We start from the raw sequence: 14820 nt of genomic DNA on the forward strand, positions 1-14820 counted from the left end.
GCGGGAGTTTACCAGACGCCGCCCGATCCCGTTGCCAACGCGCGTTAGACTTCCAGCACCTGACGAACCGAGTCAATGGCGCGATCGGTCAGTGAGCCATCGGCATTCAGGCGACGGATCAAGCCCTTGCGAATTGCTGCATGCATTTCATGACGCAACAGAGTCTTGCCATTCCCCCCTGACCGATTGGTCAGCAGGAAGCGAGTTCCCTGGGGGCTGATCCAGGAGACACGCAGCCGCTGTGGCTGCGCCTCGCCATCAAGCAAGAATTCGACCCATTCCCCGCGCTCCGGCAGCAAATCCTGCGGCACCGGTTGCAGCGCAGGAACCGGCTCGGGCGCTGGCAAGAGCGCAACCTGCTCCTGAATGGCCGGCGCGGCCAGATCCACAGTCGCGGGAGTCTGCGGCTTGAGCCCGGCACGAATCGCGGCGGCATGGCAATGCACCAGTTCAGCAAAGAAGGCCTTGCATTCCTCATCGCTCGAGCCGGCTGCGCGTGAACCATCCTCCAGCGTTTTCAGCATGTCTGGCAGCACATTGACGAGCTGCAGGCGCTCTTCGGCCCCGGATTTGGGCTGGACACTCCAGATCAGCTGATCCATGGCCCTCACCCGTGCAGCGAATAGCGGCTCCTCTTCTCCTTGCGGGCCATAGGCATGCGCCAGAGCCGGTCGCCAATGCCGTGCCAGGAAATCAGCAACCAGAATGGGTAATTCCTGAGTACTCAGGCGCACCCGTACTAGCGTATCCGCAGTGGCACGCCCCAGTTCGCTGACTTCGTTATCCAGCAGCTCGCTGGTCGTACTGGCCGTACTGGCTTCGACATTTTTGAGCTCGGCGGCCAGATACGATTCCAGCTCCTGCAGCGCCAGCTCGAAGACTTCGACATTGTCGTCGAACTTGGCGACAACCCAGGCGACAACAGTCGCCAGTTTTTCGAAACGCTGGTCGCCGGCTTCCATCTTGTCCGGTGCATCCAGCGCCGCGTCGGCGATGCAGTCAAGCAGACGGCGTGCCGGATGGTTCTTGCGGGAGAAGAACGACCCATCAAGCATCGATACTTTCAGCACCGGAATCTGCAGGCGGCCAATCAATCCTTTGACGGTTACCGGCAGGCGACTGTCGTTGAACATGTGTTCGAACAACAGCGCTACCAGATCCAGCGTCATGCCATCGACCTGCGACAGCTTTTTCGCCCACTGCGTCGAGCGCAGCATGGCCACCATATTCCGACCGGCCAGCGGATCCGCAACCGCGTCACCTTCCGGCGCCGCCTTGCCCTGCAAGGGATTGCGTTTTTGCAAGGCACTCAGGAATTCGAGCCACTGCGGTGCAGGCTGTGCATGCAGCGCTTCGGGCGCCCCCTCATCTTCGGCTTGCTGCTGCAGTGCAGTAAAGTGGGCCGCAAGTTCCTCGGTGACATGCACAGGCAAGGTAGCGCCCTGTTCGGCTGACCTTGCAGGCGCAGCCTGTGACGCCTCCTGCCCTGATGTGGCCGTCTGCTGCACGACTGGCCGCGAAGGCGGGCGCTGCGGATTTTTCGGGCGCACCGAGACAGGTTCGACATGCTGCTGAATCAGGAACTGATTGACACTGCGGTACACCTGCGCCACTTGGCCGGCCAGTTCGCGCTCGAATGCCTTCAGCGCCACCAGGCGGGCATCCAGCCCGCTTTCCAGTTGCCGGCAAGCAGTCAGGAAGGCTTCGCAGATGGCCTCCGGACTCATCGGGTTGGCGCTGGCTTCGTCAGGCGAAATCAGCGAAGCGAAACGCTGCTCAAGTTGGGTCAACTCTTCGCCGCCGTTATTTTTCAGTACCTGAGCCAGATTGGTCGCGCTCAGATTTTCTTCGTATTCATCGTTGGCAACCAGGGAAAGCGTCGTCTCCGGCGCTTTGACCTTGTAGAAATCCGATTTGGCCTGCTGGCTTTGTGCATGCTGCATGCGGGCATTGAAAGCAGCGATAAAACGCTGGCGAAACTCTTCAGCCAGCACGGCTCGCTTGCGCTGCATTTCGGCGCGGGCTGCGAAATAGGTATCGCGCAAGGCACGGTCGTGGGTTTTGTCTGCCAGATCGAGATAGGTTTGCTCAAGACGGATAAAGAAACCGTCGAGCGACTGTCCCAGCAGCTGAATCGCAAGATCACGGCAGGCGGCGAGCGTCGGATCAGCCGCAAATCCGGCCGAAGCAGCTGCACTTCGATTGGACGACTGCGTATTCGGAATGCTCATGGCAACGCTCCGTGCCTCGGGATGAGACGAATTTGATAAATATTAGCACATCATGATATTTTAAATCCACTACCAGCCATCACCTGTAGCGCCACTCTGGTCTGCAAGATCCAAAACGCCCGTAGTCACTTCGATGGCAAGCCAAGCCGTGAGTGCCTAAGCTGAGACAAACCAGCAGGAGGCTGAAATGACGCGTTTGATCGAGACCCTACAGGAACTGATCCCCTCCAGAGACTGTACCAGCGCCGCTGGCTGGATTCCATTGTATTTCAGAGACTTGCCGGAAGAAGATACAGCGGTGCGCACGCCGGACAGCTGGTTATGCCAGTTTCTGCTGCACCTTCGTCTCGCCCAATCCTTACCGGAAGCTGGCAAAGCCTACCGCATCACGATCTGCAATCCGGAACTCTCGGAACATGGCTGGCAATCCCGCCATACAGTCGTCGACCTGGTCATCAATGACATGCCTTTTCTGGTGGACACGATTTCCATGGCCATTGCCAGGCAGGGGCTGAAAATCCACCTGATCATTCATCCCGTCATGCGCGGAATCAGGAGTGAATCCGGTGAACTCTGCGTCGATCTCGGCGGCACCCGGCATGAAGCCTGGATGCATTTCGAAATCGACCGGATTACCGGCCCCCGTCTTGACGAGCTCGAAGCCGAAATCGATGCTGCCCTGCAGGCGCTGCTGGCGGCCGTGGCAGACTGGCCCGCCATGGTCCGCCGTGTCGGCGAAGAACGGGAATGGCTCTCCCGTCAACCGGCGGCATCCGCACATGGCGAAGCGGCCGAATTTCTTGACTGGCTGCTGGCTGGCAATTTCGTTTTTCTGGGCTGCCGGGACTATCTGCTCAAGGATGGCCAGCTGGATATCGTCCCTGACTCGAATCTTGGCATCATCCGCAATACCAGAGGCAATGGCACCTCGCGGGTCTGGCAGCATCTGCCCGCCGCGCTCAGGGCTCAGGCCTATGCAGCCGAACGTCCGGTCCAGCTGACCAAATCCGAACGCCGCTCGATCATCCACCGCCCGGCTTACCTCGATCTGGTCATGCTGCGCCGTTTTGATGCGGCGGGGGAACTGGAAAGCGAACTTCGCCTGTTCGGGCTCTACTCGGCCAGTGCCTATAACACGCCATCGCGCCAGATCCCGCTGATCCGGCAGAAAATCGATCAGGTTCTGCAACTGTGCAGTGCCGATCTCAGCGGCCATCGCGGCAAGGCCCTGCTGAACATTCTGGACACCTACCCGCGCGACGAACTGATCGAAATCGATCCGGAGAGTCTCGCCCGCATCGCCAGCGGCATCCTCGGTCTCAACGAGCGGCAACGGGTCAGGGCGTTTTTCCGTGATGATCTCTACGGGCGTTACACCTCGGTCATGCTGTTTGTGCCGCGTGACAACTACAACTCGGACCTGCGGGAAAAAATCATCGAGCTGCTGCGTACGCAGTTGTCGGGCTCGCGCGTCGAATTCACCGTCACGATGAACGACAGCCCGCTGGCGCGCATCCATTTTCTGGTTCATCGCAATCCCGATGCACCACCGCCGCTCACGGACAACGCCACACTCGAAGCACGCATTGCCGTCATGGCGCGCCGCTGGCAGGACGGACTGCTGGAAGCCCTGTTGGCCATGCACGGGGAAGAAACCGGCAACACGCTCTTCCAGCGCTATCAGCATGCCTTCAGCGCCGCATACTGTGCCGAACATCAACCTGAAGTTGCCGTACACGATATCGACCACATCGAACTGGCACGTTCAGCCGGAACGCTCCAGCTTGCGCTGCATCCGGCCGGGCCGCTGGATCGGCGAAACTGGCGCATCAAACTGTATCACACCCACTCCGTCACGCTATCGGACTGCCTGCCTCTGCTGGAAAACCTCGGCCTGCACGTGATTGACGAGCGGCCACATCCCGTCATGATCGGCAGCGTATCACCGGCCTGGGTGATTGATATCGGCATCGAACTTCCCGATGGCTGTAGCCTGGAAAAAACACCCGACCGCCAGCGTCTGCTGGAGGGGTTTGCGGCGACCTTTGCCGGCCAGAATGAAAATGACAGCTTCAACCGCCTGCTGCTGTTCGCCGGACTTGAGTGGCAGGATGTGCGACTGCTGCGAGCTTACTGCCGTTTTCTCAAGCAAGTGGGCCTCAAGCATGCCAGCGAACATCTGGCCGAGACACTGATCCGGCTACAGTCCATGACCCGCCAGCTGGCACTGCTCTTTCACCTGCGCCACGATCCGGACAATCCGCAGGATGCGGTTGCTGATTTGCTGGCCGAAGAAATCGCCCAGGGCAGCGTCGCACTGCCGAATGCCGATGACGAGCGGGTCATCAGTAGCCTGCTTTCCGCGATTGAGGCCACGGTGCGCAGCAATTTCTACCAGCTCACCCCTGCCGGCACCCCGAAAGCCTACCTGTCGTTCAAACTCGAATCAGCGCGCGTTCTGGGCATGCCACAGCCGGTACCGCTCTTCGAAATCTTTGTTTACGCTGCCGATTTCGAAGGCGTACATCTGCGTGGCGGCAAAGTGGCACGTGGCGGGCTGCGCTGGTCGGACCGGCGCGAAGATTTTCGCACCGAGGTGCTAGGGCTGGTAAAAGCACAGATGGTCAAGAACACGGTCATTGTGCCGGTTGGCTCCAAAGGCGGCTTTGTGCTGAAAAATCCGCCGGTACAACGCGAAGCCTGGCTGGAGTGCGGCCAGCGCTGTTACCAGAACTTCATCCGCGGGCTGCTCGATCTGACCGACAACCGCAAAAATGGCGAAATTATCCCGCCGGCACGGCTGCGCCGGCGCGACGCAGACGACCCCTATCTCGTGGTTGCCGCCGACAAGGGAACGGCCAGCTTTTCCGATCTGGCCAACTCGGTCAGCCAGGAATACGGCTTCTGGCTTGACGACGCCTTCGCGTCAGGCGGCTCGGCTGGCTATGACCACAAGAAAATGGGGATCACTGCCCGCGGCGCCTGGGTATCGGTCGAGCGCCATTTCCTCGAGCTGGGCATTGCCCCGCTAAAGGACGCGTTTACTGTCGTCGGGATCGGCGACATGTCGGGCGATGTCTTCGGCAATGGCATGCTGCTCTCGCCCCGGATCTGCCTGCTGGCGGCTTTTGATCACCGGCATATTTTCCTTGATCCGGCCCCCGACCCCGTAGTATCGCTAGCAGAGCGGCAGCGGCTGTTTCTGCTGCCGCGTTCAAGCTGGGAAGATTACGACCCGAGCCTGATTTCAAAAGGAGGAGGGGTATACTCGCGCACACTAAAGAAAATCAAGATATCCAGCGAAATACGCGAAGCCCTATGCATTGATGCCGATGAGCTTGAGCCCAATGCACTAATCCAGCAATTGCTCAAGGCGCCGGTCGACCTGCTGTACAACGGCGGGATCGGCACCTACGTCAAGGCCAGCACGCAAAGCCATGCCGAAGTCAATGATCGCTCCAATGACGTATTGCGCGTCGATGGACGCGAGTTGCGCTGCCGCTGTGTTTCCGAAGGCGGCAACCTGGGCTTCACCCAGTCCGGACGCATCGAATACGCCCTTAATGGCGGCCGCATCCATACCGACGCGATCGATAATTCGGCCGGGGTCGATTGCTCGGATCATGAAGTCAACATCAAGATCCTGCTCGGCGGCATCGTGGCCGACGGGGATCTGACCATCAAGCAGCGCAATACGCTTCTGGCCAGCATGACCGATGCAGTTGCGGCGCAGGTTCTCGCCGACAATGCCGGCCAGACCCTGGCACTGGCACTGGAAGCGGCGCAGGGGGTCTCCCTGTTGCCGGTGCACCAGCGCTTCATGCAAGCACTGGAAGCCAGCGGCAAACTATCGCGCCGGCTGGAATACCTGCCCAGTGACAGCGTCATCCAGTCGCGACTGGAAGCTGACCAGGCCCTGACTCGTCCCGAGCTGGCCGTACTGCTGGCCTACGCCAAGATCGTGCTCAGCCAGTCACTACTGGCCAGCGCGCTCCCGGACGAGCCGCAATTTGCCGGCACCCTGCTCGCCTACTTCCCGCAGGCCCTGGTTGAACACTACAGCAACCGCATCGCCCGCCACCCGTTGCGCCGGGAAATCATTACGACTGCAATCACCAACCGCATCGTCAACCAGTACGGGCTGACCTGTGTGTTCCGCCTGACCGAAGAAACCGAATCGGGCGCAGACAAGGTGGTCGACGCGCTGCTGCGCGCCGAGGCACTGCTCGCTGGTGGCGAGCGCATCCGTCAGCTCGAAGGGGCCGCCGCACGGCTGGGCGCCAATGAACAGATCCGCCAGTTGCTCGCCGTACGCCAGCACACGGAACGGCTGGCGCGCTGGCTGCTGCAGCACCCGCAACCCGGCGAGCGGCAGCTAAGCCTGTGGCCGGTTCTGCTGGGTCGCATCGCGCCCACCGAGGCCGACAGCGCGGAATATTGCTCCGGACTGGAACATGCCCTTGGCATGATGGAACTGTTGCTGCGTCTGCCCGAACACCTCGATGATCAGGAACTGCAACTGCTCTGCCAGAGCTATCTGGGGCTGTACCGCACACTGGAGCTGGACTGGCTGTCGAGCGTCATCGAATCCCTGCCGCGCAGCAACCGCTGGCAGACGCTGGCGCGGCTGGCCGCCCGCGATGAACTGCACCGCATCCACGCCGAACTGACGCTGGCCGCGGCCAGCAGTGGCTGCGAGGCGTGGCTCGACCAGCACGGCGATGACCGGACACGCATCGGGCGTCTCTTTGCCGAATTGCGCACTGCCCCTTGTGACCTGGCCATGATCACGGCGGCCCTGCGAGAACTGCGAGCCCGGCTGCTCAGCTGACACAGCGCTTAGAGGCACACCGCCGGCTGCTGCCGGCGGTTTTTCTTGCGCACTGCGCGCCAGAGCGGGCGCCGGGCTGGTATAATCACCGGTTTTGCAAGCACATTAGCGGACTGAACTGCATGGAAGCGGAACAGCTCAATCAGATCGCCAACCGGTTTGATGATCTTGGCCAGCGCGCCGAGGAACTGAAACGATATCTGGATTACCCGACCAAGGTTGACCGCCTCGAAGAGGTGGTGCGCATGAGCGAGGATCCGGAACTCTGGAACGACCCGAAGAAAGCCCAGGAAGTCGGTCGCGAGAAGAAAGCCCTCGAAGACGTGGTCGTCGTGCTCGACGACGTGACCAGTGGCGTCAATGACGGCCGCGAGCTGTTCGAGATGGCGCGGGCCGAGGATGACTTCGACACCGTTGCCGCCATCGAGGACGACCTTGTGCAGCTCGAAGAGCGCATCGCCAAGCTCGAATTCCGCCGCATGTTCAACAACCCGATGGATCCGAACGCCTGCTTTATCGACATCCAGTCGGGCGCCGGTGGCACCGAAGCGCAGGATTGGGCCGGCATGCTGCTGCGCATGTACGTCCGCTACGGCGAGCGCAAGGGTTTTACTGTCGAAGTGATGGAAGAGTCCGAAGGCGAAGTGGCCGGCATTACCAGCGCCACCATCAAGCTGACCGGCGATTACGCCTACGGCTTCCTGCGCACCGAAACCGGTGTGCACCGCCTGGTGCGCGTTTCGCCGTTCGATTCGAACGCCCGCCGTCATACCTCGTTCTGCTCGGTGTTCGTGTACCCGGAAGTCGACGACAGTTTCGAGATCGAGATCAACCCGGCCGATGTGCGCACCGACACCTACCGTGCCAGCGGTGCGGGTGGCCAGCACATCAACAAGACCGATTCAGCCGTGCGCCTGACACACATGCCGACCGGCATTGTCGTGCAATGCCAAAATGACCGTTCGCAGCACCGCAACCGTGACGAAGCCTGGTCCATGCTGCGCGCCAAGCTGTACGAACTGGAGCTGCGCAAGCGCATGGAAGCCCAGCAGCAACTCGAAGCCGGCAAGTCCGACATCGGCTGGGGCCACCAGATCCGCTCCTACGTCTTCGACCAGAGCCGCATCAAGGATCTGCGTACCGGCTACGAAGTCGGCAACCTCAAGGGCGTCATGGATGGCGACCTCGACGGCTTTATCGAGGCCAGCCTCAAGCAAGGCGTTTAATTCATTTCAGGCAGGCAGATACAGGGTATCTGCCTGTAATCCATTCAGATCAAGAATCGCAGGCCAATACCCATGTCCGACGAACAAATCATCCAGCAAGACGAAAACCAGATCATCGCCGAGCGCCGCGCCAAGCTGGCCAACATCCGCGCCAATGGCGTCGCCTTCCCCAACGACTTCAAGCGCGAGCACCTGTCTGCCGATCTGCACGCCAAATACGGCGAAGTCGAGAAGGAAGAACTGGAAGGCCAAGCAGTTAGCGTGGCCGTAGCCGGCCGCATGATGCTCAAGCGCGTGATGGGCAAGGCCAGCTTTGCCACCGTGCAGGACGGTGCCGGCCGCATCCAGTTCTACATCACCCGCGACAACGTCGGTGAAGAGGTGTACGCCAGTTTCAAGACCTGGGACATGGGCGACATCATCGCGGCCAAGGGTACGCTGATGAAAACCAAGACCGGCGAACTGTCGGTACAAGTGTCGGAACTGCGCCTGCTGACCAAATCACTGCGCCCGCTACCGGAAAAATTCCACGGCCTCACCGATCAGGAACAGAAATACCGCCAGCGCTATCTGGATCTGATCACCAACGACACCAGCCGCGATACCTTCGTGAAGCGCTCGCGCATCGTGCAGAAGATTCGCGAGTTCATGGTGAACGAGCGCTATCTGGAAGTCGAAACCCCGATGATGCACCCGATCCCCGGTGGCGCCTCGGCCAAGCCCTTCATCACCCACCACAACGCGCTGGACATGCAACTGTTCCTGCGCATTGCACCGGAGCTCTACCTGAAGCGTCTGGTCGTTGGCGGCATGGAACGCGTGTTTGAAATCAACCGCAACTTCCGCAACGAAGGCATGAGCACCCGTCACAACCCCGAATTCACGATGATGGAGTTCTACGAGGCCTACGCCGACTACGAACGCATGATCGACCTGACCGAGGGCGTGATCCGCTTTGCTGCGAAGGAAGTCATCGGCCATACCGTGATCGACTACCAGGGCAAGCAGGTTGACCTGTCCAAGCCCTTTGCCCGCTTCACCATCGCCGCCGCCATCCAGCACTACAACCCGCAGTACACCGACGAGCAGCTGCACGACCGCGCCTTCCTGAAGGCCGAAATCGCGCGCCTGGGCGGCAAACCGGTCCTGACGGATGGCATCGGCGGCCTGCAACTGAGCCTGTTTGAAGAAACCACCGAAGAAAAGCTGTGGGAGCCGACCTTCATCATCGACTACCCGGCAGAAGTCTCCCCGCTGGCGCGCGCGTCCGACACCCGCCCGGGCATTACCGAACGCTTCGAGCTGTTCATCGTTGGCCGCGAACATGCGAATGGCTATTCCGAGTTGAACGATCCGGAAGACCAGGCCGAGCGCTTCCAGGCGCAGGTTGCCCTGAAGGACAAGGGCGATGACGAAGCCATGCACTATGACGCCGATTATGTACGCGCACTGGAATTCGGCCTGCCGCCGACCGGTGGTTGCGGCATCGGCATCGACCGCCTGGTGATGCTGCTGACGGATGCTCCGAGCATTCGCGACGTAATCCTCTTCCCGCAAATGCGCCGCGAAGATTAAGGGTATAACCCTGAAGGCATTGGTATTGTTTGGCTTCGGCGCAATACCCAGAAAAGGCCAGCCTACAGGCTGGCTTTTTCATTTTCGATTAGAATCTGATCCATGTCCCGCTATCGTTTCCATCGCATCTTCTGGCTGATTGTGCCTCTGGCCCTTGGATTAGGAGCACTGATCCTGATCGGTGAGCGACTTACCAGTCCCGCAAACCGCGTTATTGGCGCTCCGCCAGCCGCGCTAGGTGCTACGCGTGTAACACTGCAGACGCAAAATAGCGATTATGTGTCAGGTTGGCACATTCGTGGACGCGCCGGCGTTGGGTCAGTATTGCTATTGCACGGCGTGCGATCAGACCGGCGACAGATGCTTGCTCGGGCAGAGCGTCTTGTAGCCTTAGGTTTCGGCGTATTACTCATCGACCTGCCGGCACATGGCGAAAGTACAGGCCAGCACATTACCTTTGGCCACAACGAATCTTTGGCTGTCACCGCCGCAATCGATTGGTTGCACGCACAGGCGCCTGAAGACAAAATTGGCGTAATCGGTGTGTCGCTTGGTGGAGCATCCCTGATACTCGCGAAACCATCACCATTTCTACGCGCCGCGGTGGTTGAATCAATGTATCCGGATATTGGCAACGCGATTACCAATCGGTTAACCATGCGGATCGGCAAAACGGGTGAAGTGATTAGTCCGCTTCTGCAGCTTCAGTTGAAATGGCAACTGGGTGTTGACCCGCAGGAGCTTCAGCCAATCAGCCATATTAGGCAACTCAATGCTCCACTACTACTTGTTTCCGGCAGCGAAGACCAGCATACGACTCTTGCAGAAACACAACGGTTGTTTGCTGCTGCAAGTGAACCCAAACAACTATGGGTAGTCAACGGGGCCGCACACGTCGATCTCTTCAGGTACAGCCCTCGAGAGTACGAAGCACATGTTTTTTCATTTCTGCTTCAGAATCTTCGTTGACACATAAGGAGGCAGTGATCAACAGTTGCAACAACGACGGAAAAAGAAAACGACAACAGCCGGTTTTCAGTTAATTCAAATCAGCGCTTAACCCAAGCCCAACGCCAGCTTATCCGAATACAAGCCAGCCCCAAGGCTGACTTGTTCATTCTGTGCACAGGTAACTTAACTCTCGCTCGATGGCCGCCGCATGCCGATTCCAGGCTTCAAGCAGGCCGCCAACATTTTCCCCTTCTTCCGCTGCGGTACGCAGTAAATAGTTGCGATCAGCAGTCCAGTACATTCTCAGCCTTTGCTGATCGTACGTACTGATCAAAGCCGGAATATTGTGGGCATGACTGGCGGCAACCCGAGCTAGGCGCAAATTCGGGCAATGACGAATGCATAGCAAGGTGTGATAAAGAATATCCAGCAAGGCTTCCGCGATTGCTGGCGGACAAGCCGGACAGGAGGATTTAAGCCGCAGCCTGCAGCTCAGGCGAGCAATGAAGTCACTTAGCGGCATGGATTTTCACTTACTGCGGCAGAAAATTAGTCGCGCCAGAGGCAAGAACAACTCCGGAATTCAGTAGCAAGAAAATCGGCTGCAGCCGGCTTACTGTCAATTCAGACCGGCGCTTCAGCCAGCCCCAGCGCCAGCAGTGTCCGGTGCAGCACGCGGTGTTCTTCTTCGTGAATGCGCGCGCGGCGGCCGTAGGGGTACTGGCTGACCGCGGCGGCGGCGATGTCGAGGCAGTATTCGTAGAGTTCGCGGGTTTTGCCGCGCTCACGCATCAGCTTGGGCGAGGCATTGATCCATTCGAACGCCAGCTGGCTGAGGCCGGCCAGCAGTTCAGGATCGGGGCGAGCCCGGGTGAAGCGCTCGATAAAGGCGTTGATCTGCTCCGGCTCGACAATCAGCTCGCCATCAGCCACCTCGGCCAGGTACGCCAGCCACTCGCATGCGTATTCGTTCAGGATGGAGATTTCGGCATCCTGCAGCTTGCCGTCGGCCCACATGATTTCGAGGATGGGAACGAGGTTGAGCAGGAAAACATCGGTTTCGTTCAGTCCGTACTGGCTGACCAGTTCGTCGATGATGCGCTGGCGGGGCATGAGAATTCCATGAAAAAGGCCCGGCAAGTTGCCGAGCCTCCATCTTAATGCCAGCGTGCTGTGCCGCCAAAATCAGCAGGGCACGGCACGCTGCAGCGGGTCAGCCGCGCAACAGCGCTTCAACATAACGCCCCACCCCCTGCTCGACAGTCAGGAAAGCCTGGTCGTAACCGGCTTCGCGCAAGAGCGTCAGGTCGGCTTCGGTGAAACACTGGTACTTGCCCTTCAGCGCCTCGGGGAAATCGGTGTATTCCAGAATACCCTGGCTGACCAGTTCCGCCAGCGACAGCGGCGGCAGTCCGTCCGCCGCACGACAGGTGTTGACGACGGTGACGGCGATGTCGTTGAACGGCTGTGCGCGGCCAGTGCCGACGTTGTAGATACCGCAGACTTCGGGGTTATCCAGAAACCACAGGTTCACTTTCACCACGTCTTCCACCGAGATGAAATCGCGGGTATGACCACCGGCCGGATAGTCGTTGTACTCGCCGAACAGCTTGACCTTGCCGGATTCGCGGTACTGGTTGAAGTGGTGAAACGCCACCGAGGCCATGCGCTCCTTGTGCTGCTCGCGCGAACCGTAAACGTTGAAATAGCGGAAACCGGCCACCTGCGCGGTGATGCGCTCGTCTTCCATGCGGCGGCGCACGATCTGGTCAAACAGCAGCTTGGAGTAGCCGTAGACGTTCAGCGGCTTTTCGCAATCCGGTGTTTCGATGAAGCCTTGACGGCCGTTGCCGTAGGTGGCGGCGCTCGAGGCATAAATGAACTGCGCCTCTTCCTGCTGCGCCCATTCGAACAGCGTCAGGGTGTACTGATAGTTGTTGTCCATCATGTACTTGCCGTTGTGCTCCATGGTGTCGGAGCACGCGCCCTGGTGCAGGATGGCGCTGACTTCGCCGTCGAATTCACCGGCGGCCAGCGCCTCGATGAAGTCGTGCTTGTCCATGTAATGCAGGATGTCGAGATCGACCAGATTGCGGAATTTGTCACCACGGGTGAGGTTGTCCACCGCAATGATGTCGCGCTCGCCACGGTCGTTCAGCGCCTTCACCACATTCGAACCGATGAATCCGGCGGCGCCGGTTACGATAATTGCCATGGGTATATCCCTGTATCTTCCAGTTTTATTGTGTCATGCGGCTACACAGTGCCAGGTATAGCCAGGCGCCGTGCGGAATCCATTGCTCGGTCCAGCGCCAGCTGTGCGCCATGGTGGCGACTTCGGACTTGCGGAAATCGATGCTGTCCTCGTCATCCAGCCCGCTGGTGATGCCGTTGCATACGCCGCCGGGCGCGTTGAAGAAGCCCGGTTCGTAGCGCGGATTGTTGCGCCCCCAGCCCTGCAGCATGCAGGCATCAAAGGGGTTGGCACCCAGCAACCAGTTGAAGGCATTGTCGCCGTATTCACGGATCTGCGCAGCAAATTCCGCATCATCGGCAAACACGCGGCTGGCGACTTCGGCTGCGGCAACAATCGAGCCCAGCCGTGCATTTTCACCCTGCCACCAGTAGCCGGTTTCATTGTCGTGCGGGATGAAGAACTGTGTTCCCCCCGGCTGCTTGGCATTCTTGACGAAATGGCGCGGATAGCCGAAGGGGTTGTTTACTTCATTGGTGATGGCGATTTCGAAACGGTAGGCCTTCTCCAGCGCGGCGCGGATGCGGCCGGCCAGCGGCGATGCCGGCGCCACTTCCAGATAGCGCATCAGTGCCAGATAGGGCAAGCCGGCTTCGGCCGCGTGGTAGTAGCTGCGCTCACCCGCGTCATCCATGCGGAACCAGCCGGCGTCCTGCTGGCGAGCCAGCAGGCTGTCGACGCGGCGCGCCGCCGCGGCGGCGTACACGCCCTCGCCCGTCACCGCCAGCAGTTCGGTCGCAGCGAGCAGCGCGCAGTAGTCGTCGATCATGTTTTCGCGGCCGTCTTCCAGATAGCGCACATTGTTCGCCTCCAGATCGGCAAAACCCTTCTTCGCACCAGCCAGATACTCTGCGCGGCTGAAGCTCTCCCCGTCGCGGGCCAGCTGACTGGCGCGCGCCAGCGCGGCAATCGCCACACCACCACCCTGACGGTAGGCCGCGTGATAGGTGGCGAATTTCTCGCCCTTCTGCGTCTTGTATTCGCAAATGTCGCGACGGTTTTCGTCCTTGCTCCACTGGTCAAATACCGTCATGTAGAAATAGCCGTCCTCCGACTGCATGCGCAGCAGGAAGTCCGCACCATGCAGTGCCTCGTCGGTGATGCGCTCATAGAACCACTTGTTGAAGAACGCGATGGTCTTGCCGCTGTCCGGGCCTTCCGGATCATCCAGACGCTCGATCACCCACTCGGGGCGCTGCGGCAGCCGCGCCAGACCATCGATCAGGTTCCAGACCACTTGCGGGGTCTGTTGCGGGTTCATGTATTGCGAAAACGACAGATGCGACAGGTATTTCGACACATCGCCCGAGGCGTCGTACCAGCCGCCATGCACATCACGGCGCTCGTCGCTGCCCCACAGCGGGCGGCTGCGGTCGGCCAGATCGAACAGACCGCTGCAGCGCTGGCCTTTGAGGTAGTGCACGATGTCGGAGATCATCAGTTCGGCAAACACACGCGAATGCACTGCAAAACTGGCCGACACCAGCGGAGGCTGCACACCGTCGATGACCAGGAAGTATTCGCCTTCCTGCGTCAGCGCCGAAAAATCGGCGCTCAGGAAATACCAGCCCTGCCACTTGGCAACACTGCCGCGGGCCTCGAGAGTACCTTGCAGCACTGCTTCGCGGCTGGCCGCGTCATAGACACGGAAACCCTGACCGGCGAGGGCTTGATTGGCTTCGATAATGGCGACCTTTCTGGCCGATGGCGCATAACCCAGATGGTTGAGCAGAATTTTCACAGGCGATCTCG

9 protein-coding genes are annotated in these 14820 nt (G+C 59.7%); 4 read left to right on the top strand and 5 right to left on the bottom strand.

The genetic code is table 11. From position 1 onward, the window contains the following. Positions 1 to 44: 44 nt before the first annotated feature. Positions 45 to 2231 (bottom strand): DUF1631 family protein, encoded by a 2187-nt coding sequence (locus tag INR99_RS08960; protein WP_194116000.1) that lies wholly within the window; start codon positions 2229 to 2231, stop codon positions 45 to 47. Between the two features lie 187 nt (positions 2232 to 2418). Between INR99_RS08960 and INR99_RS08965 the strand changes: the two genes are divergently transcribed. From INR99_RS08965 to INR99_RS08980, 4 genes are all read left to right on the top strand, one after another. Beyond that, positions 2419 to 7062 carry an NAD-glutamate dehydrogenase gene (locus INR99_RS08965; RefSeq protein ID WP_194116001.1) on the top strand — a complete coding sequence of 1548 codons (4644 nt, stop codon included), beginning with the start codon at positions 2419 to 2421 and terminating at the stop codon, positions 7060 to 7062. Between the two features lie 122 nt (positions 7063 to 7184). After that, positions 7185 to 8288 (top strand): peptide chain release factor 2, encoded by a 1104-nt coding sequence (prfB, locus tag INR99_RS08970; protein WP_194116002.1) that lies wholly within the window; start codon positions 7185 to 7187, stop codon positions 8286 to 8288. A gap of 72 nt (positions 8289 to 8360) precedes the next feature. Then, positions 8361 to 9863, top strand: coding sequence for a lysine--tRNA ligase (gene lysS, locus INR99_RS08975; RefSeq protein WP_194116003.1), 1503 nt, complete (start codon positions 8361 to 8363; stop codon positions 9861 to 9863). A gap of 102 nt (positions 9864 to 9965) precedes the next feature. Continuing rightward, positions 9966 to 10832: an alpha/beta hydrolase gene (locus INR99_RS08980; protein WP_194116004.1), complete on the top strand. Its 867-nt coding sequence runs from the start codon at positions 9966 to 9968 to the stop codon at positions 10830 to 10832. Positions 10833 to 10977: 145 nt separating this feature from the next. On the opposite strand, the gene INR99_RS08985 is transcribed toward INR99_RS08980, so the two are convergent. From INR99_RS08985 to INR99_RS09000, 4 genes are all read right to left on the bottom strand, one after another. After that, positions 10978 to 11337 (bottom strand): hypothetical protein, encoded by a 360-nt coding sequence (locus INR99_RS08985; protein WP_194116005.1) that lies wholly within the window; start codon positions 11335 to 11337, stop codon positions 10978 to 10980. A 101-nt stretch (positions 11338 to 11438) separates the two neighbouring features. Continuing rightward, a complete protein-coding gene (locus INR99_RS08990; protein ID WP_194116006.1) occupies positions 11439 to 11927 on the bottom strand; it encodes a hypothetical protein in 489 nt (162 codons plus the stop codon). A gap of 100 nt (positions 11928 to 12027) precedes the next feature. Then, entirely contained in the window at positions 12028 to 13029 is a 1002-nt protein-coding gene (gene rfaD / locus INR99_RS08995; RefSeq protein WP_194116007.1) for an ADP-glyceromanno-heptose 6-epimerase, read from the bottom strand. A gap of 25 nt (positions 13030 to 13054) precedes the next feature. Next, a complete protein-coding gene (locus tag INR99_RS09000) occupies positions 13055 to 14809 on the bottom strand; it encodes a glycoside hydrolase family 9 protein (RefSeq protein ID WP_194116008.1) in 1755 nt (584 codons plus the stop codon). Positions 14810 to 14820: the final 11 nt, after the last annotated feature.

Origin of the sequence: Chitinilyticum piscinae (assembly GCF_015223195.1) — a bacterium.
In the GTDB taxonomy this organism is placed as follows: Bacteria; Pseudomonadota; Gammaproteobacteria; order Burkholderiales; family Chitinibacteraceae; genus Chitinilyticum; species Chitinilyticum piscinae.